Origin of the sequence: Nocardia sp. CC227C (assembly GCF_030767025.1) — a bacterium.
Classification (GTDB): Bacteria; Actinomycetota; Actinomycetes; order Mycobacteriales; family Mycobacteriaceae; genus Nocardia.
The window spans coordinates 295,283-316,904 of record NZ_JASITE010000006.1 but is presented as its reverse complement, the minus strand read 5'-3'; the positions used below and the strand labels follow the sequence as shown (position 1 = coordinate 316,904).

The window sequence follows — 21,622 nt, the reverse complement described above, 5'->3', positions numbered from 1 at the left end:
GCGCGATGCCGGTCGCGCTGCGGCGGCTCGCGCGGGCGTACCGTAGCGATCACGGGCGTATCCGACGCCGCCTCCCGCCGCTCTCGCGGTGGGCCTGCTGGGCCGGAGCGACCCGGGGTCTCAGCCCCGGGCTCGGCGGGTCAATTCGACGGTGGCGGCACGCAGTTCGCCGATCGAATCGATGGGGGAGAGGTAGCCGACCCGGGTGACCGCCGTACCGCGTGGGGTGGTGACGCGCAGATCGAGACCGTAGCGGTCGGCGCGTTCACAGGTGGCGGTGTCGGCGTCCGGGTAGCCGCCGAAGGCGCGCGCCATAGCGAGCAGGGCGTCGGCGTGGTCGTCGTTGAGGTGGGTGATGGCACGTCCGGCGTGCGGGATCACGGGATCGGGTGCGGCGGCGGCGTACTGCTCGGCGGTGGCGGAATCCATGCGGCCGTAACCGCCCACCCAGCGCACTCGCCGCACCCGCAGGACCCACAGCGTGAAATCGCTGTAGTCGATGTAGTACTTCGCCGACGGGACCGCCGCGAGATGCGCGTCGCGCGCGGCCGCCGCCTCGGCGGCCGCGGGGCGTTCCACCACTCCGGCGAGGGTGACCCGCGCGCCGGCGAGCGGATCGGCCGGTGCGTCGGGTGACGCCACCGCCAGGCTCGCGCGCGGGTCGGTGAGCAGGTTGCGGCCGTGCTCGGCCATCCGGGACACGCACAGCACCGGCTGCCCGTCCAGCAGCCCGTAGGTGACCAGCGACGCCCACGGGCCGCCGTCCTCGCTCAGGCTCGCCAGGGTCGCGGTATTGGTCGCGGCCGCAACGGTTCTGGCCTCCTCGGCGGCCGACGGCCGGGTGTCGTCGGCCACCGGTGTCAGCGGGGGCGGAATGGACGGCGCGTCGCCGGGGTCACCGTGATCGAGAGTCATACCTGAGAAGGTACGCGGCGAGCCGGCGAAGATGGAGGTGTCGTCGGTCGGACCAGCCCGCCGGAAGCCGGGTTACGCTGCGAAGGTGAGCAACGCGAGTCTGCGAATATCTCGTTTGCGGAATCTCATCGAACATCCGCGCACGGGGGACAGTGAACGGGCGGCGGCGCAGCGCATGCTCGACCGGCTGCTGGAGAAGCACACGCCGGAGGCGGCGGGGGACCGCTCCTACGGCTCGCGGTACTGGCGGGTCGGGCGGCACGCCAGCCTCGACAGTGTCGCCGAGCTGATCCGCGCCGATATCGCGCTGGCCCGGGTGGTGTTCTCGAACGCGGGCGCACCCGGGGAGGTGGCGGTGAGCAGTCCCATCGCCGACGCGCCCGCCGAGATCGACTACATCGTCGAGACACCGTACTTCGGCACCATCGTGATCACCATCAACGGCATTCCCTACGAGTGGGGGTGGGTGACCGAGGACGGCATCGAAACCGTCAGCCCCGCCCTGCGCGCGCTCGCCGACGAACTCACCGACATCATGAACGCCTACAACCACGATGGCTCCGATATCGACAAGCGCTTCTTCGGGAAGGTGCGGGCCGGGGGCGCGACCCTGGTGTTCTGAGCGCGGGCGCGCGGCACGGTGCCCCGCGAACCGGTGTGGTTCGCGGGGCACCGTCGGTTCAGCCGGGCGCGATCAGGCCAGGTCGAACCGGTCCAGTTCCATCACCTTGGTCCACGCGGCGACGAAGTCGCGCACGAACTTCTCCTTCGAATCGTCCTCGGCGTACACCTCGGCCAACGCCCGCAGCTGCGAGTTCGACCCGAACACCAGGTCGACGCGGCTGCCGGTCCACTTCGGCGCACCGGTCACCCGGTCGGTGCCCACATAGGTGCCGTCATCGGCGGGCGACGGCTCCCACTTGGTGCCCATATCGAGCAGGTTGACGAAGAAGTCGGTGGTCAGCGCGCCCGGGTTGGCGGTGAACACGCCCAGCGGGGACTGCTGGTAGTTCGCGCCGAGCACTCGCAGGCCGCCGACCAGCACCGTCATCTCCGGGGCGGACAGCGTCAGCAGGTTCGCCTTGTCCAGCAGCAGGTATTCGGCGGGCAGACGGCTGCCCTTGCCCACATAGTTGCGGAAGCCGTCGGCGGTGGGCTCGAGCGCCGCGAAGGACTCCACATCGGTGAGCTCCTGGGTGGCGTCGGCACGGCCCGGACGGAACGGCACCTCGATCTCCACCCCGGCGTGCTTGGCGGCCTGCTCCACCGCGACGGCGCCGGCCAGCACCACCAGATCGGCGAACGACACCCGCTTGCCCCCGGACTGGGCGGCATTGAACGCCTCCTGGATGCCCTCCAGGGCGCGGATCACCACCGCCAGCGCATCGGGTTCGTTGACCTCCCAGCCGATCTGGGGCTGCAAGCGAATCCGGCCGCCGTTCGCGCCGCCGCGCTTGTCGCTGCCGCGGAACGAGGACGCCGCCGCCCACGCGGTGGATACCAGCTGCCGAATGGTCAGATCCGAGGCGAGGATGCGCTGCTTCAGATCCGCGATCTCGGCCGCGCCGATGGTCTCGTAGTCGGCCGCCGGGATCGGGTCCTGCCACAGCAGGGTCTCCGCGGGCACCTCCGGACCCAGGTACAGCGCCTTGGGGCCCATATCGCGGTGGGTGAGCTTGTACCAGGCCTTGGCGAACTCGTCGGCCAGCTCCTGCGGATGCTCGAGCCAGCGGCGGGTGATCCGCTCGTAGATCGGATCCATCCGCATGGACAGGTCGGTGGTCAGCATGGTCGGCAGTTGTTTCTTCGACGCGTCGAAGGCGTCGGGGACGATGGCCTCGGCGTTCTTGGCGACCCACTGGTGCGCGCCGGCGGGGGACTTGGTCAGCTCCCACTCGTAGCCGTACAGGATCTCCAGGAAGGAGTTGTCCCATGTCGTGGGGGTGGGGGTCCAGGTGACCTCGAGTCCGGAGGTGATGGCGTCCTTGCCGACACCGCTGCCGAAGCTGGACTTCCAGCCCAGGCCCTGCTCCTCGAGCGGAGCCGCCTCCGGCTCGGGGCCGACGTGATCGGCCGGTCCGGCGCCGTGCGCCTTGCCGAAGGTGTGGCCGCCGACGATCAACGCCGCGGTCTCCACATCGTTCATGGCCATCCGGCGGAACGTCTCGCGGATATCGCCCGCGGCCAGCAGCGGATCCGGATTGCCGTTGGGGCCTTCGGGATTGACGTAGATGAGACCCATCTGCACCGCGGCCAGCGGGTTCTCCAGGTCGCGTTCGCCGCTGTAGCGCCCGTCGCCGCCCAGCCAGGTCTGCTCGGGACCCCAGTACACGTCCTCCTCGGGTTCCCACTGGTCGACGCGGCCGCCGCCGAACCCGAAGGTCGGCAAGCCCATATCCTCGAGTGCCACATTGCCCGCGTACACGATGAGGTCGGCCCACGACAGCTTCTTGCCGTACTTCTTCTTCACCGGCCACAGCAGCCGCCGCGCCTTGTCCAGGCTGGCGTTGTCGGGCCAGGAGTTCAGGGGAGCGAAGCGCTGCATGCCGGCGCCCGCGCCGCCGCGCCCGTCGCTGATCCGGTAGGTGCCCGCCGCATGCCAGGCCATGCGCACGAAGAACGGGCCGTAGTGCCCGAAGTCGGCGGGCCACCAGTCCTGCGAGGTCGTCATGACCTCGACGATGTCGCGTTTCACCGCCGCCAGGTCCAGGGTCGCGAACTCGGCCGCGTAGTCGTAGCCGTCGTCCATCGGATTGGCGACGGCCGGATTCTTCTGCAGGATCTTCAGATTCAGCTGGTTCGGCCACCAGTCCCGGTTGCTGCCGCCCTCGGTGGGGTACTTGAGGCGACCGGCCGCCATGGGGCACCCGCCTGCTGCGGGTTCGGTATTGGCCTCTCCGACGGGCGGATGTTCCTGAGCCACTGGCGGTTCCTTTCGAGTTCGTGCATGGTCGTACACATCCAGCTAAGTGGAGTCGATCAAGATTATGACTTAATCAAGTCTTGTTCGCGAGCGAATGGCGAAAATAGTTCGCTAACCGGGCATCACATGCGCCGGCACCCGACTACATTGATAGCCAATAGATTGCTGACAGGTTGTAGATCAGGGTGAGCGCCGCACAACTATGCGGCTGACGGCGAGGGGAGCCGCACTTGGACACGGTGTCGGAAGCATTGCTGACCACGAATATCCCACCTATCGCCGAACGCCGCTTCCTGCGCCTCTGGAAATCCATCATCTGGACCAGTGTCGGGGGAGACGGTTTGGTCGGCACCTTCACCGGCTCGCTCGTCCCGCCACGACTACGCGCCGCCACCGCGCGCAAACTGATTCCGGTCACCGCCATCGACCTGGGTGAATGGGGGCGCAGCGCCATGGTGATGCGCATAGCCCGCGTCCGTGGCCCGCTCGACGACCGACTGTGGGCCGTCAATGGTGATATCCGGGTGGACACGACGGCTGCGAGCCGGCCGCTACGACATATCCGCGGAAGCATCACCGCGTGCGATATCGGTATCGACGATGCCGGAACGCTGATCATGCGGCCGATTGCGATGTGAAGGCGGCATCAGCGAGCGTAAAGTTGTCAACCCGAGGCGAGAGGGGTTGACGATGTCCATATGCGCCACACCGGCAATGGTCCGGGCCGCCACGATCGCCGTGGCCGCGAGCGCGGCCACCCTCATCGGCGCGGCCGGCCAAGCATCCGCCGACGTCGAACCCGGCGCCTACACGTCCACGACATGGTCGTCCGGCATCGTGCTCCTGCAACGCGACGCGCGCGTCGAGGGCGGAGACCTGGTCTTGATAGGCCGTTACCCGATCCATCCGACACCCGACGGCGGTTACGTGGACCTGTTTCCCGGCCACCGAGTCGTACTCATCAGCGACGGACACGGCGGCTACGCGGGCCCGGCGTACCTGGGTGGGGTAGAAGTCGGCTCCATCACGCTGACGCTCCAACGCTGAGCGATGGAAGGAAGATGAGGATCGACAGGTGCCACCTGATGTGAGCCTATAGGTTTGAAGTCCACCTCCATGGTGAGGGATGTGCCTATTCACGGGCGGCGGCCGGTGCGGAGGAGGAGTGTTTTCGAAGGTAGTCGACTGCGGCGAGTAGGCGGCTGACGTCGTCAGCGAACTTGCCGAGCCCGGAATTGCAGGATGGGCAGAGAAGTCCCCGTATCGCGCCGGTGATGTGGTCGTGGTCGACCGCCAAAGGAGTCTTCACCAGTTCGGTGCCATCCTTTCTCGGTCGTCCACCCACCTGTGAACGATCGATCGACTCTTCGTGGATGCCGCAGATTGCGCACCGATAGTCTTGCGCCTCCCGTAGTGCGTCATATCGCTCCGGCCTGATGCGATACTTCGCCCACAGATTCGCCCGCCGGGCGGTTTCGGGGCCCTGCCGCCGCCTTCTAGCCCGTTGATAGCAGGCGAAGCAGAGGGGCGACTGAGGTCCGGGCTGGGCCATCAAAGATCGCGGCTTCCATTCGCCACACCCCTTGGTCGGACAGCATCGAATCAAGTCGGGGGGAGTCGATGTATCGGTCACGATGCAAATGTGACATAGGGCACTGACAACCCTGGTGCGTGTGTGAAATGGCCCGGTCTCCGGGCTTCAGGTTTACATAGTGTAGATTATCGGCGTTTATACGGCCTGGGCCGTTGCCTGCGAACCTGCTGTGCGACATGCTGTTTCGTGTTGCTCGGCGTGACGTTCGGCTGCGGATTCCCTCGGCTGCTCGCCGTTCGGGTGCGCAGGCATGGCGGGTGTTCGGGGTGCCTCCGGTGGCCGGTGTGGAAAATTTCGTGTATCCGATCAATCGCCGGAAAAATTCCGGATCCCAGTAGGCTGGTCGAACGAGGTTGGCAGTCGTCGTCGATATCGGGATTCGTGGGCGTACTCCCCCTTTCGGGCTCCATGGCGTCAATCCGTCACTGTGACATATTGATCGGTCATTGATTGTGGGGTGGCATGTCGTCGGGTGGCGATCCGACGAGCGGCTCGGGCTGCGGCTGGTGCGCCCGGGTGATTCGCGGCGGCGACTCGCCCGGCACTCCCCTGGTGCATGCCTCCGGCCATTCGACTTCTATTCGTCACTGTGACGATATGGATTCGCCGCGCTGGTTCGCGTGACCGAGCCGAATCTGTCGGTGCCGCCGGGCACAATCGGATCTATCGAATCTATCGGCGTCGTGGAGTGTCCGGGGACGCGCTGGTGCCGTCTCGCGGGAGGAGGGTGCGGCGATGGCCGCGGTAGCGGATGTGCTTGCCGTCTTGGTGGACCGGGCGGCACGGCGCGGGTTGTCCTGTCGGCGCATCGCGGCGGATACCGTCGCGGTGGCGGGGGTCTGCGGCTGTTTCACGATGTCGCTGTCGGATCTGCGGAGGGTGCTGGCGGCGGAGTCTCGCGACCAATGGCCCGCGCTGGTGGAGGACTACCTGGTCAGCGGGATGGTGGAGTGCGAGATCGATCGTGAAGCACCACTCGACGAGGGCGATTTCTCGACCATCCGCATGCTGATCCGGACTCGGCTGTACTCCAGCAATGACATTGCCGCGGATGCGGTCCGTCGGGTGCTCGCACCGGGTCTGGTGCAGCGGGTGGTGCTGGATGCGGTGCACACCGTCCGTCCGGTCACGTATGCGATGCTGGCGCGCTGGCCGATCGGGGAGCATCATTTGTTCGCGCTCGCCGAGGCCAATGTGCGCGGCGACGATCCACCCGAGATCAGCACCCTGCCCTTCGACGGCGTGGATATGGGCGAGGGACTGTCGATTTCGCTGTTGACCGGGCCGGAGTACATCACCACACACCTGCGTTGGCTGGGTGCGTATCCCGTGCACGGCCAACGGGGCGCCATTGCCATCGTGCCATCGAAGCGGTGCGTATACGCATGTCCCGCCGACACCATGGACCGCGCTTTTCGCGCCACCGCCGTCCTCGCCCGTCTCGCGACCATGGCGCACGCCGAGCAGCCGTGGCCGGTGAGCCCGCACGTCTACATGTGGCGTAACGGGCAGGTGGATCTGGCCGCCATGGCCGTCAGGACCGACGGCGGCGTCGGCATCTACCCGACCGACGACTTCCACGGCTGGCTCGCCACATTCGGCGGGTGACGGCCGGTCGGGTGCTGACGATTCGGTGTCAGCCCACCAGGTCCGCCGCCCGCTGGGCGATGGCCTTGCCCAGTTCGGTGGTGGTGGCGGTGCCGCCCAGGTCCGGGGTGAGTACCCGGCCTTCGTCGAGGACCGCGCAGACCGCGGTGTCGATGGCGGTGGCGGCCGCGGATTCGCCGAGGTGGTCGAGCATCATGGCGGCGGCGAGGATTTGGGCGACGGGGTTGGCGATGCCTTGGCCGGCGATGTCGGGGGCGCTGCCGTGGACGGCTTCGAACATGGAGGGGGTGTCGCGGGCGGGGTTGATATTGCCGGAGGGGGCCAGGCCGAGGCCGCCGGTGACGGCGGCGGCGAGGTCGGAGAGGATGTCGCCGAAGAGGTTGGAGCCGACGATGACGTCGAGACGGTCGGGGTGCAGGACTATTTCGGCGGCGAGGGCGTCGACGTGCATGGAGCGGACGGTGACGTCGGGGTAGTCGGCCGCGACCTCGTCGACGATGCTGTCCCAGTACGGCATGGAGTGGATGAGGCCGTTGGATTTGGTGGCCGAGCACAGGCGGCGGTCGCGCTCGCGGGCCCGGTCGAAGGCGTAGCGGATGATGCGTTCGCAGCCGACGCGGGTGAACACCGACTCCTGGAGCACGAATTCGTCGGGGCGGCCGGGATTGTGGCGGCCGCCGATCTCGGAGTACTCCCCCTCGGAATTCTCGCGCACGATGAGGATGTCGAGGTCGGCGGCGGTGCGGTCGCGCAGCGCGGATTCGGTGCCGGGCAGCAGTCGCACCGGGCGCAGGTTCACGTACTGTGCGAAGGCGCGGCGCAGCGGAATGAGCAGCCCCCACAGCGAAATATGGTCGGGCACACCGGGAAAGCCGACCGCGCCGAGCAGGATGGCGTCGAATCCGGCCAGCTGCTCGGGTCCGTCGGGCGGCATCATGGCGCCGGTGCGCAGATAGTTCTCGCACGACCAGTCGAATGCGGTCCATTCGATCCCGGGCAGCACGGCGTCGACCACGGCGACGGCCTCGGCCGTCACGTCCACGCCGATCCCGTCACCGGGAATGGTGGCGATGCGGTAGGTCACGGTGTCTCCTTGTCGAGTACGGGGCGTCGAGTCACGGGGGCGCGCCGAGTCATAGCCTGCGGCGGATCACAGCCCGCGCGGGGTCACAGCGCGACCCGGATGTATTTGGTTTCCAGGAATTCGTCGATACCCACCAAGCCGCCCTCACGGCCGAGCCCGGATTCCTTGACGCCGCCGAACGGTGCGGCCGGATCCGACACCACGCCCTGGTTCAAGCCCACCATGCCGGTGTCGAGGGCTTCGCTGACCCGCAGGCCGCGGCGCAGATTCTCGGTGTAGACGTAGGAGACGAGCCCGTAGGGGGTGTCGTTGGCGCGGGTGACGGCCTCGGCTTCGGTGTCGAATACCGACAGGGCGGCGACGGGGCCGAAGATCTCGGTGTGCCCGATCGGGGCGTCGGCGGGCACGTCGGTGAGAACCGTCGCGGGATAGAAGTTTCCGGGCCCGGGATGGGGTTCGCCGCCGGTGACGGCGGTGGCGCCGCGGCGGCGGGCGTCGGCGACCAGGTCGGTGACCTTGGCGACGGCGTCGGCGTCGATGAGCGGCCCGACCACCACGCCGGGTTCGGTGCCGCGGCCCATGGGCAGCGCGGCCATGCGGTCGGCCAGGCGGGTGGCGAAGTCGTCGGCGATGCCGCGCTGCACCAGGATGCGGTTGGCGGCCGTGCACGCCTGCCCGATATTGCGCATCTTGGCGAGCATGGCGCCGTCGACGGCGGCGTCGAGGTCGGCGTCGTCGAACACCAGGAAGGGGGCGTTGCCGCCGAGTTCCATGGAGGTGCGCATGACGGTGCGCGCGCACTGTTCCAGCAGCAGTTTGCCGACGGCGGTGGAGCCGGTGAAGGAGAGTTTGCGGGCGCGGCCGTCGGCGATGATCGGGCCGATGAGTGCCGCCGGGTCGGAGGTGGTGAGCACATTGACCACGCCCGCGGGCGCTCCGGCGCGGTGCAGCACCTCGGCGAGCGCCAGCATGGACAGCGGGGTCTGTTCGGCGGGTTTGACCACGCAGGTGCAGCCGGCGGCGAGGGCGGGGCCGATCTTGCGGGCGCCCATGGCCATCGGGAAGTTCCAGGGGGTGATGAGCAGGCTGGGGCCGACCGGCTGCCGGGTGACCAGGAAGCGGGAGCCGCCGGTGGGTGCGGGCAGGTAGCCGCCGTCGAGGCGTACCGCCTCTTCGGCGAACCAGCGCAGGAATTCCGCCGCGTAGGCGACCTCACCGCGCGCTTCGGCCAGCGGTTTGCCCATTTCGAGGGTCATGACGAGGGCGAGGCGTTCGACGTCGTCGAGCAGCAGCCGGTGGGCGCGCATGAGGATGTCGCTGCGCTGCCGGGCCGGGGTGCGCGCCCAGTCGGCCTGGGCGGCGGTGGCCGCGGTGAGGGCGCGCAGGCCGTCGTCGGGGCCGGCGTCGGCGACGGTGCGCAGGATGTCGCCGGTGGCGGGGTCGGTGACCGGCATGGTGCCGGTGCCGGGCCGCCAGTCGCCGTCGATGAACAGTCCGTCGGGGATGCTGTCGATGGCGTCGCGTTCCGTCTGGGTCAGCTGTGTCTCGGTGAGCATGGCTCCCGTTCCTCCCGCCGTGGCCGCATGTTCGTGCGGCCGAGTCCTGTGCCGCTTTCCGCGGCCGAGTCCATTGCCGCCGTGCTGCCGCACATGTTATGCATATTGTCGACAATCCGACAATAGACATCCGACAATAGACAATCGCGCCGACGCTGTCCTCGAGTTCCCCACCGTCCGGCCCGCCGGATGATGTCCGAACTCTCCGCCCGCGCCGGACCGTTCCGGAGGCGATCACCCATGACTGCCCTGTCCCCCGTCCTCCTCCAGGCCACCCCCGTCACCGTCGACCACGGCGAGGGCTGCTACCTGTACGACACCGACGGCCGCCGCTACCTGGACTTCACCGCCGGGATCGGCGTCACCAGCACCGGTCACTGTCACCCGCGCGTGGTGGAGGCCGCGCAGGCGCAGGTGGCGAAGCTGGTGCACGGCCAGTACACGACCGTCATGCACCGGCCCCTGCTCGATCTCACCGAGAAGCTCGGTGAGGTGCTGCCGGAGGGGTTGGATTCGCTGTTCTTCGCCAATTCCGGCAGTGAAGCCGTCGAGGCGGCTTTACGGTTGGCGCGCCAGGCCACCGGACGGCCGAACGTCATCGTCTTCCACGGCGGTTTCCACGGCCGTACCGTCGCCGCCGCCACCATGACCACCTCCGGTACCCGTTTCTCGGCCGGTTTCAGCCCGCTCATGGGCGGCGTGCACGTGGCCCCCTTCCCCACCGCGTTCCGCTACGGCTGGAGCGAGGAGCAGGCCACCGATTTCGCGCTGCGGGAACTGGACTACATCCTGGCCACCCTCACCTCCCCGCAGGAGACCGCGGCCTTCGTGGTGGAACCGGTGCTCGGTGAGGGCGGCTACGTGCCCGCCACCGCCGGATTCCTGCAGGGTCTGCGTGAGCGCGCGGACCGGCACGGGATTCTGCTGGTGCTCGACGAGATCCAGACCGGATTCGGGCGCACCGGAAGGTTCTTCGGCCACCAGCACTTCGGCATCCGGCCCGACATCATCACCATCGCCAAGGGGTTGGCCAGCGGATTCCCGCTCTCGGGCATCGCGGCGTCGGCCGAGCTGATGGGTCGGGCGTGGCCCGGCTCGCAGGGCGGCACCTACGGCGGCAACGCGGTGGCGTGCGCGGCCGCCCTGGCGACGCTCGAGGTGATCGAGAAGGAGGGCCTGGTCGAGAACGCGGCGCTGCGCGGTCGCGAACTGCTCGACGGGGTGCGCGCCCGCGCCACCGCCGGCATCGGCGACGTGCGCGGTCTCGGGCTCATGGTGGGGGCCGAATTCACCACGGCCGCGGGCGAACCCGATACGGCGGCGGCCACCGAGGCGCGGCGGCTGGCGGTGCGGAAGGGTCTGCTGCTGCTGGCGTGCGGCGCGCACATGAACGTGGTGCGCATGATCCCGGCGCTGGTGGCGACCGCCGAGCAGATCCGCGAGGGCCTCGACATCTGGGAGTCGGTCCTGGCCGAGCTGTGACCCACGGCCGACACCCCGGGCGGTCCCGGTCGGCGCGCCCCGGGTCGTGACGATCTGGACCGCCGGGCGCGCGGTCCCGTGCACCGAACTCCGCTCCACCGATACGGAAGGCTGAACCCATGACCCGCTACATCACCATCACCCTCACCAAGGCCGGGGTGAGCTGCCGCGCCCGCCTGCTCGACGAGCAGGCCCCGCACACCTGCGAGGCGGTGTGGAACGCGCTACCGCAGGAAGGTGACGCCTTCCACGCCAAGTACGCCCGCAACGAGGTCTACACGCTGCTCCCCCGCATCACCGCCGCCCCGCATCGGGAGAATCCGACGGTCACCCCGATTCCCGGCGACGTGTGCCTGTTCGACTTCGAGCCGTGGGAGATCGGCAACCCGGCCTACGGCTACGAGCCGGGTTCGGCGGCCCACCACAGCCAGGGCGCCACCGACCTGGCCCTGTTCTACGGCCGCAACAACCTGCTCATCAACGGCGATATGGGCTGGGTGCCCGGCAATGTCTTCGCCACCATCGAGGACGGCCTCACCGAGATCGCCGCCGCCTGCAACACCCTGTGGCTGCGCGGCGTGGAGGGCGAGACCCTGGCCTTCGCCCGCACGAGTTGAGCGCGCGGCTCGCTGTCGGTCCGAGCACGGCCCGGCACCCGCTCGACGCGGGTGCCGGGCCGTGGTGGCGAAGGATCATCGCGGTCCCCGCCCGACCGGACCGAGGATCATGCGGGAATCAGTCGTCGGTCAGCTGCTCGCGGAACTCGTGCCGCCAACCGACCCCCGGCCTGCCCGCGCCCCGGATTCCCGCTGCCGACCGGACAGCTTCTCAGGCCGCGAGTACGGCCTCGGCGTAGCGGGCCAGCGCCAGCACCAGGTCGTCGGAGTGGCGCGGGCCGACGATCTGCAGGCCCACCGGCAGTCCGGCGGCGGTCACTCCGGCCGGGATGCTGATGGCGGGCTGTTGGGTGAGGTTGAACGGGTAGGTGAACGGGGTCCACTGCGGCCAGCTGCTCAGGTCGCTGCCGGGTGGCACGTCGTGTCCGGCGTCGAAGGCCGGAATCGGGACCGTGGGGGTGATGAGCACGTCGTGGGCGGTGTGGAAGGCGCCCATGACGATGCCGACGTCGGCGGCGGTGGCGCGGGCGTCGAGATAGTCGATGGCGGTGAGGTTCTCGCCGTGCTCCCACACCCGGGCCAGGCCCGGGTCCACGATCTCGCGGCTGCCGTCGGGGAACTTCGACAGCATGGTCGCCGCGCCCGCCGCCCACAGGTTCTCGAACGCTTCGCGTGGATCGGTGAAACCGGGATCGGCGGCGACCACCCGCAGTCCGGCGTCGGCCAGCCGCTGCACCGCGGTCGCGACCACGTCGGCCACCTCCGGGTCGACGTCGACGTAGCCGAGGGTGGGCGAATACGCGACGGTCAATCCGCGCACGTCGCGCTGCATCTCGGCGCGGAAGGTGGTGAGCATGGGCGGCTGCGCGGTCGGATCGCGGGGATCGGGCAGCGACAGGATGTCCATGAGCAGCGCCGCGTCCTCGACCGTGCGGGTCATGGGTCCGGCGTGGGCGAGCGGACCGAACGGGCTGGCCGGGTACAGCGGAATCCGGCCGTGGGTGGGTTTGAAGCCGACGATGCCGCAGAACGCGGCGGGAATGCGCACGCTGCCGCCGCCGTCGGTGCCCACCGACACCGGCCCCATACCGCCCGCCACCGCGGCCGCGCTGCCCCCGGAGGAGCCGCCCGCGGTGCGGGTGGGGTCGACCGGGTTGCGGGTGATGCCGGTGAGCGGACTGTCGGTGGTGGCCTTCCACGCCAGCTCCGGTGTGGTGGTCTTGCCGAGGAACACCATGCCGTCCTCGCGCAGCCGCGCGGAGACGGGGCTGTCCACCGGCCACGGCACATCGGCGGCGATGGCCTTGGAACCGCGCCGGGTGGGCCAGCCCTCGGTGAGGAAGATGTCCTTGATGGAGATGGGCACGCCGTCCAGCAGGCCCTTGACATGGCCGCTGTGCCAGCGATGTTCGGAATCCTTGGCCTGGACCAGTGCGCGTTCGGGATCCACCAGGCAGTAGGCGTTGACGTCACCGTCGCGTTCGGCGATGGCGTCGAGGATCGCGTGGGTCGCCTCGACCGGGGAGAGCGCGCCCGCGGCATAGGCGGAGACGAGCTCGACCGCGGTCATGGCGGACGGATCGGTGGGGATGTCGGGGTGCGACATTGCTGGCCTCCTTAGGCGGGCACGTACCCGAGCTCCTTGTCGACCACATTGTCCAGCGGCCGACCCGCGATCCAGTTGGCGAAGTTGCCGGCGAACGCTGCCACCAGTTCCTCCCGCCATCCCGCGGTGTCGCCGGAATTGTGCGGTGTGACGAGAACTTCGGGCAGGTCCCACAGCGGGTGTCCGGCGGGCAACGGTTCGGGGTCGACCACATCGAGTGCGGCGCCCGCGATCGTCCCGGACCGCACCGCGGCAACCAGATCGTCTGTCACCACTAATTCCCCACGACCGACGTTGATGAAACGTGTCCGGGGGGACATGGCGGCGAAAGCACGCGCATCGAACATGTGGCGTGTCGACGGCGTCAGCGGCGCGATGGCCACGACGTAGTCGGCGTGCGGCAGCGCGGCGAGCAGGTCGTCGTCGACGACACCGAAGTCGGGATCGTCGCGGCGGGCGCGGCGGCCCACCGCCCGCACCCGCATGCCGACCGAGCGCAGCAGCCGGGCGATCTCGCGGCCGATCGCCCCGGTGCCGACCACCAGCGCGGTGGCCCCGGCGATCCGCTCGCCGTTGCGGTGCCGCCACTCGTGGTCGGCCTGCAGCCGCTGCGATTCGGGCAGGCCCTTGGCGAAGTTGAGGATCTGGGCGAGGACGTATTCGGCGATGGGCCGGTCGAATACGCCGCGGGTGTTGGTGACCACGACGTCGCTGTCGATCAGTTCGTCGAACATGACCGGATCGACGCCGGTGGCGGCGATGTGCAGCCACCGCAGTCGGTCGGCGGCATGCCAGGCTCCCGGAATCGCCTGGGAGAGGAAGTCGTACACGAACAGCACCTCGGCCCCGCGGATCGCGGTCTCGAGGCCGTCGGCTTCGGTGTAGCGAATCGTCGCGCGCTCGGCCACCGGGGCCATGAGATGTGGGTCCGGTAGGTTGCCGTCGTGGAGAACAGTCACAATTGGCCCCTTTTCCACGTTGACAGGCTAGAAAGTCATCGTACGATTGTCAACAATCCGAGTGTGTACACCCCTGGAGTCTCGCTCGGGGGTTGCCGGGCGCGTCGCTCCCGGCAGAAAGGGTTCTGCACCGCCGGCGAGAGGGGCCGTCGTGGAACTGTTTCTCCCCGAGTTCGAGGGGCCGGTGGCGCAACGTGGCATCGGGATCATCGCCCCCTTCGACCTCGCGTTGGAACGTGAATTGTGGCGCTGGGTACCACTGGAGGTGAGCCTGCATCTCGCCCGGACGCCGTACGAACCGGTGCCGGTCTCCTTGGCGATGGCCGAACTGGTCTCGGACGCCGTCCATCTGACGTCCGCGACCCGCGATGTGCTGCACGTGGAGCCCGAGGTGGTCGCCTACCTGTGCACCTCGGGCAGTTTCATCAAGGGACTGGCCTACGAGAAGTCGCTGCGGCGCACCATTTGCCGGGCGGGTGCCCGCGACGCGGTCACCACCTCCGGCGCGCTCGCCGAGGCCATCGCCAAACTGGGATTGACCCGGCTGTCGGTCATCACCCCCTACGACGAGGAACTCACCGGGAAACTGCACGAGTTCCTCGGCGAGACCGGCTGCGAGGTGGTGCGGTCCGATCACCTCGGGCTCGGCGGCGGCATCTGGAAGGTCAGCTATCGGACCATCGCCGAACGCATCATGTTCGCCGACGATCCCGACGCCGAGGCCATCTTCGTCAGCTGCACCAACCTGCCCACCTACGACATCGTCGAACCGCTCGAACGGGCGCTCGGCAAACCCGTGCTCACCGCCAACCAACTCACCATGTGGGCCTGTCTCGGGCGGATGAAACTGCCCATGATGGGCCCCGGCAAATGGCTCCAAGACGTTTTCTGATGCGACGTTCACTGATGCGAGGTATCCCGTGACCGAAGACCACACGCCCGCCACCGTCGGGTTCGTCTACCCCGACCACGCCGCCGAGGACGACTATCCGCGCGCCGCCGCCCTGCTCGGCGTCGAACTGCCGGTCGCCCACATCTACGGCACCGATCTGCACGCCGTGCCCGAACTGCTCGACCTGGGCAGCCCGGAGAAACTGGCACACGGTGCACGGCTGCTCGCACCGCACCGTCCGGCCGCCGTCGTGTGGGCCTGCACCTCCGGCAGTTTCGTCTACGGCCCCGACGGTGCGCGCGGCCAGGCCGAGGGGCTGGCCCGCGCGGCGGGGGTGCCGGCCTCCAGCACCAGCTTCGCGTTCACGCGCGCCGCGCACGCGCTCGGCGTGACCACGGTGGCGGTGGTGGCGAGCTACCCCGACGAGGTGGCGCGGCTGTTCGTCGACTTCCTCGCCGCCGCCGGGATCACGGTGGTGTCCATGTCCAGCGCCGGCATCGACACCGCCGCCGAGGTCGGCACGCTCACCGCGGCGCAGGTGACCGCGCTGGTGGCCGCCAAAGACCATCCCGACGCCGACGCGGTGCTGGTGCCCGACACCGCCATGCACACCCTCGCGGTGCTGCCCGAACTCGAAGCGGCGCTGGACAAACCGGTGCTGACCGCCAACCAGGTCACCATCTGGGAGGGCCTGCGGCTGGCGGGGCTGCTCGCCGACCTACCGCCCCACCCGCTGCTGGGATCGCTGTTCACGGAGAGAAAGACCTATGCAGACCGTTGAATTCCAGCCGGTGGACCGCCGCTCGACGGCGGAGATGATCGCCGACCGGCTGCGTTCGGCCATCATCGACGGCACCCTGGAACCCGGCACCCAACTGGTGGAGGCCGACCTGGCCGCCCAGTTCGACGTCTCGCGCGGCCCGGTGCGCGAGGCCATGCAGCGGCTGGTGTCGGAGGGGCTGGCCCACAGCATCCGCCACCGCGGCATCTTCGTCATCGACCTCACCCTCGACGACGTGGTCGACATCTACCGGGCGCGCACCGCCATCGAGGGCGGCGCGCTGGACCTGATTCTGGAGGGCCGCCGCGAGCAGGCCGCGGCCGCGCTCGCGCCCGCCGTGGCCGCCATGCGCGCGGCCGCCGCGCGCGGGGACGTGGCGGGGGTCTCCGACGCCGACCACGCCTTCCACAAATCGCTGGTCGCCTGCTGCGGCAGTGCCCGGCTGGTGCGCGCCGCCGACACGCTGCTCATCGAGACCCGCATGTGCATCGGCGCGTTGCAGAGCACCTACGCCGATCTGGCCGTGCAGGTGGCCGAGCACGAGGACCTGCGCGCGGCCATCGGCGACGGCCGACCCGAACACGCCCGCCGCCTCCTGCTCGACCACATGGAGGACGCGGTCGCCCGGCTGCGCACCCGATTCTGATTCGGGGCCGGGAGTCCGGTCGGCGCGGCAGTGCGCCCGCACCGCGGTCACGGCCACCTTCCCGGTCATGACAGGCGGCCCGCGTCATCGGCGTCGGGCAGGACCGTGTCGGGCAGGACGGTGTCGGGCAGGACGGTGTCGGGCAGGACGGTGTCGGGCAGGACGGTGTCGAGGCGTTGGAGTACCGGCTGTGCGACGAGCGCAGCGGCTCGGCCGGATCAGGCGCGGCCCAGCGCCTTGGCCAGCTGGGCCTTGGTCATGCGGGAGCGGCCCGTGATATCGCGCTTCTTGGCTTCGTCGTAGAGCTGGTCGCGGGTCGGCCCGCTGGATCCGCGACCGCCCGAGCGGGAACGGGAGCCGCCGGATGATTTCGTCTGCCCGGAGCGAGCCCGGTCCTTGTTCACGGTGCGGGCGGCGATCTCCTTGGCGCGTTTCGCGCCGGTGCCCTGCTCGCGTTCGGATTTCTTGATGTGCTCGTACTGACGTTCCTGTTTGTCGGTCCATTCCTTCGGCATGGCACACCTCCTGCACGGGATATAACCGGGCGACCCGGTGGCAAACGCGGGCTTCGGCGGGCCGTCCGGCGCGGCCCAGCGGGCGGCGGCCGCGCCGGTACGCGCCGCGCCCGACGGCGTCGCTTTACAACGTCGGGCGTCGCGAGGAGTGTGGACTGGTATGCCGGGTAGTTCCTCCGACGAACGTTTCCGTGGAGAGGAGTGAGATGTCCGAGAACGACACCGCGCAGAACTACACCACCGACGACGCCGGTATCCCGGTCCCCAGCGATGAGCATTCGCTGACGGTGGGACCGGACGGGCCGATTCTGCTCAACGACGCGTACCTGATCGAGAAGATGGCGGCGTTCAATCGGGAGCGGGTGCCCGAGCGGCAGCCGCATGCCAAGGGCGGCGGCGCTTTCGGCGTTTTCGAGGTCACCGATGATGTGAGCGCCTACACCTACGCCGACGTCTTCCAGCCGGGCCGCAAGACCGAGGTGCTGGCGCGGTTCTCCACCGTGGCCGGAGAGCGCGGCAGCCCGGACACCTGGCGTGATCCGCGCGGCTTCGCCCTGAAGTTCTACACCCGGCACGGCAATTTCGACATGGTCGGGAACAATACGCCGATCTTCTTCGTGCGCGATCCGATGAAGTTCCAGGATTTCATCCGGTCGCAGAAGCGCCGCGCCGACAACAACCTGCGCGATCACGATATGCAGTGGGATTTCTGGACGCTGTCGCCGGAATCGGCGCACCAGGTGACCTGGCTGATGGGTGATCGCGGTATCCCGCGCAGTTGGCGGCATATGAACGGCTATTCCAGCCACACCTACCTGTGGGTCAATGCCGACGGCGCGAAGTTCTGGGTGAAATACCATTTCAAGACCGATCAGGGCATCGAGTTCTTCACCCAGGACGAGGGCGATCAGATGGCGTCCATGGACACCGATTACCACACCCGGGATCTGTGGGAGCACATCGACGCCGGGGAGTTCCCGTCCTGGACGCTGTACATGCAGATCATGCCGTTCGAGGAGGCCAAGACCTACCGGTTCAACCCGTTCGATCTCACGAAGGTGTGGCCGCACGGGGACTATCCGCTGCACCGGGTGGGCCGGATGACGTTGAACCGCAATCCCGCCGACTATCACACCGAAATCGAGCAGGCCGCGTTCGAACCCAGCAACGCCGTGCCCGGTACCGGGCCGAGCCCGGACAAGATGCTGCTGGGCCGCTGGTTCTCCTATCCGGACGCGCATCGGTACCGCATCGGCGCGAACTACAAGGAACTGCCGGTCAACGCCCCGCGGTCGCCGCGCCACTCCTACAGCAAGGACGGGCATATGCGGCACCACAATCCGGGCGATCCGGTGTACGTGCCGAATTCGAAGGGCGGACCGCACGCCGATCCGGAACTGGCCGGGCCGCAGGCGGTCTGGCACACCGACGGTGAGATGGTGCGTCAGGCGTACACGCGTCGCCGCGACGACGACGATTGGGGTCAGGCCGGAACCATGGTCCGCGAGGTGCTCGACGACGCGGCACGGGACCGGTTGGTGAACAATATCGTCGGCCATCTGCTCAATGGCGTCACCGAACCGGTGCTGATGCGCGCCTTCGACTACTGGCGCAATGTCGACAAGGATCTCGGCGACCGGGTGGAATCCGGGGTACGCGCCAAACAGGGCGAGAAGGACCCCAAGGCCGGACAGCAGGCCAATCCGGCGCGCTCGTCCGCGCAGCGCAAAGCCTGAACCCGGCCGGACACGGCGGCGCGCCGCATGATCCGCACCCGCGGTGGGAGGGGCGTCGCCGTGTTCCGACCGATCCTCAGGACGATCGCCGATGTGCGCAAATCGGTCACGCGGGGGCCGGGCTCGCTTTACCGTCAGGGAAAGTCGGGCCGAGCGAAGCGAGATGTGTGATGGCCGAAGCGAAGACCTCCTGTGCCGCGTTCCAGCGGGTGGCCGCCATCGATCCGGAGGCGGTGGCGGTGCGTTCGGTGGGCGGGACGCAGACGTTGACGTGGCGCGAGTACGCCGAGCAGGTGCGGGCGGTGGCGGCGGGACTGTGCGCGCTCGGCGTCGGGCGCGGTGACACCGTCGCGCTGATGATGGCCAACCGGGTGGAGTTCTATCCGCTCGAGGTGGGGGCGCAGCACACCGGGGCCACCTCGTTCTCGGTGTACAACACCCTGTCGGCCGAGCAGCTGGCGTACGTGTTCGCCAATGCGCGCAATCGGGTGGTGATCTGTGAGGAACAGTATGTGGAGCGGGTGCGCGCGTCGGGGGTGGAGATCGAGACCATCGTGTGCGTGGACGGGGCCCCGGAGGGAACCGTCGGGGTCGCGGAATTGATGGCGTCGGGGCGCGCCGATTTCGATTTCGACGCCACCTGGCGGGCGGTGGGCGAGGACGATATCGTCACGCTCTGCTACACGTCGGGCACCACCGGCAATCCGAAGGGCGTGGAGATCACGCACGCGAATCTGGCGTTCGAATGCGAAACCTACGCGTCGGTCATGCCGATCGAATTCGGCGACCGGATCACCTCGTATCTGCCGACCGCGCATATGGCCGATCGGGTGACGGCGCTGTACCTCCAGGAATTCCGCGGCACCCAGATCACGGTGGTGCCGGATCGGACCCAGCTGCCCGCCGCCTTGGCCGACGTGCATCCGACCATCTGGGGCGCGGTGCCGCGGGTGTGGGAGAAACTCAAAGCGGCCGTGGAGTTCTCGGTGGCCAGCGAAACCGACGACGCCCGCAGGGCGGCCTTGACGTGGGCGTTGGAGGTGGCCGGGCGCAAGGCCGCCGCCCAGCTGGCGGGCACCTCCCTCGACGAGGTGCAGGCGGCGGAATGGGCGAAGGCCGATGAGCTGGTGTTGTCGAAACTGCGCGCGAAACTCGGCCTGGACCAGTTGAAGTGGGCGCTGTCGGGTGCCGCGCCGATTCCGCCGGAAACCCTCGGATTCTTCTACGGTCTCGGCATTCCCATCTCCGAGGTCTGGGGCATGTCGGAACTGACCTGTGTGGCGTCGGTGAGCCCGCCCGAACAGGCGCGGCTGGGCACGGTCGGGAAACTGCTTCCGGGTCTGGAGGGGCGCGTCGCCGAGGACGGTGAATTCCTGGTGCGCGGACCGCTGGTGATGAAGCGTTACCGCGACGAACCGGAGAAGACCGCCGAGGCGCTCGACGCCGACGGCTGGCTGCACACCGGCGATATCATCACCGTCGACGACGAGGGATATCTGCGGGTGGTGGACCGCAAGAAGGAACTCATCATCAATTCGGCCGGAAAGAACATGTCCCCGGCCAATATCGAGAACACCGTCAAGGCCGCCACCCCGCTCATCGGGGCCTTGGCGGTGATCGGCGACAACCGGCCCTACAACACCGCCCTCATCGTGCTGGACGCCGAATCCGCCGGGCCCTACGCGGCCGGGCGCGGCCTGACCGACGCCTCGGCGGCGGCGCTGGCCGTCGACAAGGGCGTCATCGAGGACATCGCCCGCGGGGTGGCGGCGGGCAATGCCAAACTGTCCCGCGTCGAACAGGTCAAGCGGTTCACCATCCTGCCCAGCTTCTGGGAGCCCGGCGGTGAGGAGATCACCCTCACCATGAAACTGCGCCGCACCCCCATCGCCGAGAAATACGCGGGCGAGATCGAACGGCTCTACGCCGACGAGCTCGCCGAGCACGTCCACGAACCGGCCGACACCCACGGGGACGCCACGCCGTAGGCGCACAGGCGAACCAGCGCCGTGGGCGGCGCCGTCCGTCCGGAGCGGCGGGTGGCGTGCGTCACGTCCACGGGTAACAGAGCATCTGCTCTGTTACCGTTCCGGTCATGCCGCGACCCCGCACGCACGACCCCGACACCGTGCTCGACGCCGCCGAATCCCTGGCGGCGTCCGGCGGCGCGGCCGCGGTGACCATCCGGGCCGTCGCCGCCGCCACCGGCGTCTCCAACGGCGCGATCTACCACACCTTCGGATCCCGCGCGGAACTGTTGGGCCGCACCTGGATTCGTGCCGCCCGCCGCTTCCTGGACATGCAATCCGAGGCGGTGGCCGCCGACGGCGACGGCGTCGAGGCCGTCATCGCCGCCGCCGAGACACCGGCTGTCCTCGCCGAACGCTTCCCGCACTCCTCCACACTGCTGCTGACCGTGCGCCGTGGCGACCTGCTCGGCGGCGACCTGCCCGAACCGGTGCGCGCCGAACTCACCGGCCTCGACCGCGCCCTCGTCGAGCTGATGAAAGACCTCGCGGTGCGGCTGTGGGACCGCAAGGACGCCCGCGCCGTGGACGCCATCACCCTGTGCCTGGTCGATCTGCCCACCGCGGTGCTGCTGCACCGCGACCGGCTCACCGACCCGACCGCCCGCGATCAGCTGCGCGCCGCCGTGCGCGCGGTCCTCGCGGTCGGACCCGCCCCCACCCACCGATGAAGGGACACCG

The 21,622-nt window shown here is 68.9% G+C and carries 20 protein-coding genes; 12 read left to right on the top strand and 8 right to left on the bottom strand.

Translation table 11 applies throughout. The features are described 5' to 3' along the window. Positions 1 to 120: 120 nt before the first annotated feature. A complete protein-coding gene (locus QMO76_RS14965) occupies positions 121 to 915 on the bottom strand; it encodes a DUF2470 domain-containing protein (RefSeq protein WP_306361887.1) in 795 nt (264 codons plus the stop codon). Positions 916 to 1,000: 85 nt separating this feature from the next. Here QMO76_RS14965 and QMO76_RS14960 point away from each other — a divergent pair, with 85 nt between their 5' ends. Then, positions 1,001 to 1,537 (top strand): hypothetical protein, encoded by a 537-nt coding sequence (locus tag QMO76_RS14960; protein WP_306361886.1) that lies wholly within the window; start codon positions 1,001 to 1,003, stop codon positions 1,535 to 1,537. Between the two features lie 72 nt (positions 1,538 to 1,609). Here QMO76_RS14960 and katG read toward each other — a convergent pair whose 3' ends face one another. Further along, positions 1,610 to 3,838, bottom strand: a complete 2,229-nt coding sequence (gene katG, locus QMO76_RS14955) for a catalase/peroxidase HPI (RefSeq protein ID WP_306361885.1) — start codon at positions 3,836 to 3,838, stop codon at positions 1,610 to 1,612. A gap of 230 nt (positions 3,839 to 4,068) precedes the next feature. On the opposite strand from katG, the gene QMO76_RS14950 reads away from it, so the two are divergent. Then, on the top strand, positions 4,069 to 4,476 hold the full coding sequence (locus QMO76_RS14950; RefSeq protein ID WP_306361884.1) for a hypothetical protein: 408 nt from the start codon (positions 4,069 to 4,071) through the stop codon (positions 4,474 to 4,476). Between the two features lie 52 nt (positions 4,477 to 4,528). Continuing rightward, positions 4,529 to 4,885: a hypothetical protein gene (locus tag QMO76_RS14945; protein ID WP_306361883.1), complete on the top strand. Its 357-nt coding sequence runs from the start codon at positions 4,529 to 4,531 to the stop codon at positions 4,883 to 4,885. A gap of 85 nt (positions 4,886 to 4,970) precedes the next feature. Here the strand turns inward: QMO76_RS14945 and QMO76_RS35365 are convergent, their stop codons facing one another. Continuing rightward, positions 4,971 to 5,390: an endonuclease VII domain-containing protein gene (locus QMO76_RS35365; RefSeq protein WP_372341981.1), complete on the bottom strand. Its 420-nt coding sequence runs from the start codon at positions 5,388 to 5,390 to the stop codon at positions 4,971 to 4,973. Between the two features lie 777 nt (positions 5,391 to 6,167). Here QMO76_RS35365 and QMO76_RS14940 point away from each other — a divergent pair. Then, on the top strand, positions 6,168 to 7,040 hold the full coding sequence (locus QMO76_RS14940) for a hypothetical protein (RefSeq protein ID WP_306361882.1): 873 nt from the start codon (positions 6,168 to 6,170) through the stop codon (positions 7,038 to 7,040). A 28-nt stretch (positions 7,041 to 7,068) separates the two neighbouring features. Here the strand turns inward: QMO76_RS14940 and QMO76_RS14935 are convergent, their stop codons facing one another. Together QMO76_RS14935 and QMO76_RS14930 are read right to left on the bottom strand one after the other, a co-directional pair. Continuing rightward, on the bottom strand, positions 7,069 to 8,124 hold the full coding sequence (locus tag QMO76_RS14935) for a tartrate dehydrogenase (protein ID WP_306361881.1): 1,056 nt from the start codon (positions 8,122 to 8,124) through the stop codon (positions 7,069 to 7,071). Positions 8,125 to 8,207: 83 nt separating this feature from the next. Beyond that, the gene (locus QMO76_RS14930; protein WP_306361880.1) at positions 8,208 to 9,680 is read right to left on the bottom strand and encodes an NAD-dependent succinate-semialdehyde dehydrogenase; all 1,473 of its coding nucleotides are present in this window, start codon (positions 9,678 to 9,680) and stop codon (positions 8,208 to 8,210) included. 240 nt (positions 9,681 to 9,920) lie between these two features. Here QMO76_RS14930 and QMO76_RS14925 point away from each other — a divergent pair, with 240 nt between their 5' ends. Together QMO76_RS14925 and QMO76_RS14920 are read left to right on the top strand one after the other, a co-directional pair. Continuing rightward, a complete protein-coding gene (locus QMO76_RS14925; RefSeq protein WP_306361879.1) occupies positions 9,921 to 11,162 on the top strand; it encodes an aspartate aminotransferase family protein in 1,242 nt (413 codons plus the stop codon). 119 nt (positions 11,163 to 11,281) lie between these two features. Beyond that, positions 11,282 to 11,779, top strand: a complete 498-nt coding sequence (locus tag QMO76_RS14920) for a DUF3830 family protein (RefSeq protein WP_306361878.1) — start codon at positions 11,282 to 11,284, stop codon at positions 11,777 to 11,779. Between the two features lie 211 nt (positions 11,780 to 11,990). On the opposite strand, the gene QMO76_RS14915 is transcribed toward QMO76_RS14920, so the two are convergent. Both QMO76_RS14915 and QMO76_RS14910 read right to left on the bottom strand, forming a co-directional pair. Next, positions 11,991 to 13,385, bottom strand: a complete 1,395-nt coding sequence (locus tag QMO76_RS14915; RefSeq protein WP_306361877.1) for an amidase — start codon at positions 13,383 to 13,385, stop codon at positions 11,991 to 11,993. Between the two features lie 11 nt (positions 13,386 to 13,396). Further along, a complete protein-coding gene (locus QMO76_RS14910; RefSeq protein ID WP_306361876.1) occupies positions 13,397 to 14,362 on the bottom strand; it encodes a D-2-hydroxyacid dehydrogenase in 966 nt (321 codons plus the stop codon). A 133-nt stretch (positions 14,363 to 14,495) separates the two neighbouring features. On the opposite strand from QMO76_RS14910, the gene QMO76_RS14905 reads away from it, so the two are divergent. The 3 genes from QMO76_RS14905 to QMO76_RS14895 are packed head-to-tail and all read left to right on the top strand — an operon-like array spanning position 14,496 to position 16,663. Further along, the gene (locus tag QMO76_RS14905; protein ID WP_306361875.1) at positions 14,496 to 15,236 is read left to right on the top strand and encodes an Asp/Glu/hydantoin racemase; all 741 of its coding nucleotides are present in this window, start codon (positions 14,496 to 14,498) and stop codon (positions 15,234 to 15,236) included. A 28-nt stretch (positions 15,237 to 15,264) separates the two neighbouring features. Then, entirely contained in the window at positions 15,265 to 16,017 is a 753-nt protein-coding gene (locus QMO76_RS14900) for a maleate cis-trans isomerase (protein ID WP_306361874.1), read from the top strand. Then, entirely contained in the window at positions 16,004 to 16,663 is a 660-nt protein-coding gene (locus QMO76_RS14895; protein WP_306361873.1) for a GntR family transcriptional regulator, read from the top strand. Before QMO76_RS14900 ends, QMO76_RS14895 begins: the two co-directional genes overlap by 14 nt. Positions 16,664 to 16,881: 218 nt before the next feature. On the opposite strand, the gene QMO76_RS14890 is transcribed toward QMO76_RS14895, so the two are convergent. Then, positions 16,882 to 17,178 carry a plasmid stabilization protein gene (locus QMO76_RS14890; protein ID WP_306361872.1) on the bottom strand — a complete coding sequence of 99 codons (297 nt, stop codon included), beginning with the start codon at positions 17,176 to 17,178 and terminating at the stop codon, positions 16,882 to 16,884. A gap of 206 nt (positions 17,179 to 17,384) precedes the next feature. Here QMO76_RS14890 and QMO76_RS14885 point away from each other — a divergent pair, with 206 nt between their 5' ends. The 3 genes from QMO76_RS14885 (at position 17,385) to QMO76_RS14875 (ending at position 21,612) form a co-directional block, all read left to right on the top strand. Continuing rightward, complete coding sequence (locus QMO76_RS14885; RefSeq protein WP_306361871.1) at positions 17,385 to 18,914, top strand: catalase; 1,530 nt, start codon at positions 17,385 to 17,387, stop codon at positions 18,912 to 18,914. Between the two features lie 170 nt (positions 18,915 to 19,084). Further along, on the top strand, positions 19,085 to 20,902 hold the full coding sequence (fadD11, locus tag QMO76_RS14880) for a fatty acid--CoA ligase FadD11 (protein WP_306361870.1): 1,818 nt from the start codon (positions 19,085 to 19,087) through the stop codon (positions 20,900 to 20,902). Between the two features lie 107 nt (positions 20,903 to 21,009). Next, the gene (locus tag QMO76_RS14875; RefSeq protein ID WP_306361869.1) at positions 21,010 to 21,612 is read left to right on the top strand and encodes a TetR/AcrR family transcriptional regulator; all 603 of its coding nucleotides are present in this window, start codon (positions 21,010 to 21,012) and stop codon (positions 21,610 to 21,612) included. Positions 21,613 to 21,622 lie beyond the last annotated feature (10 nt).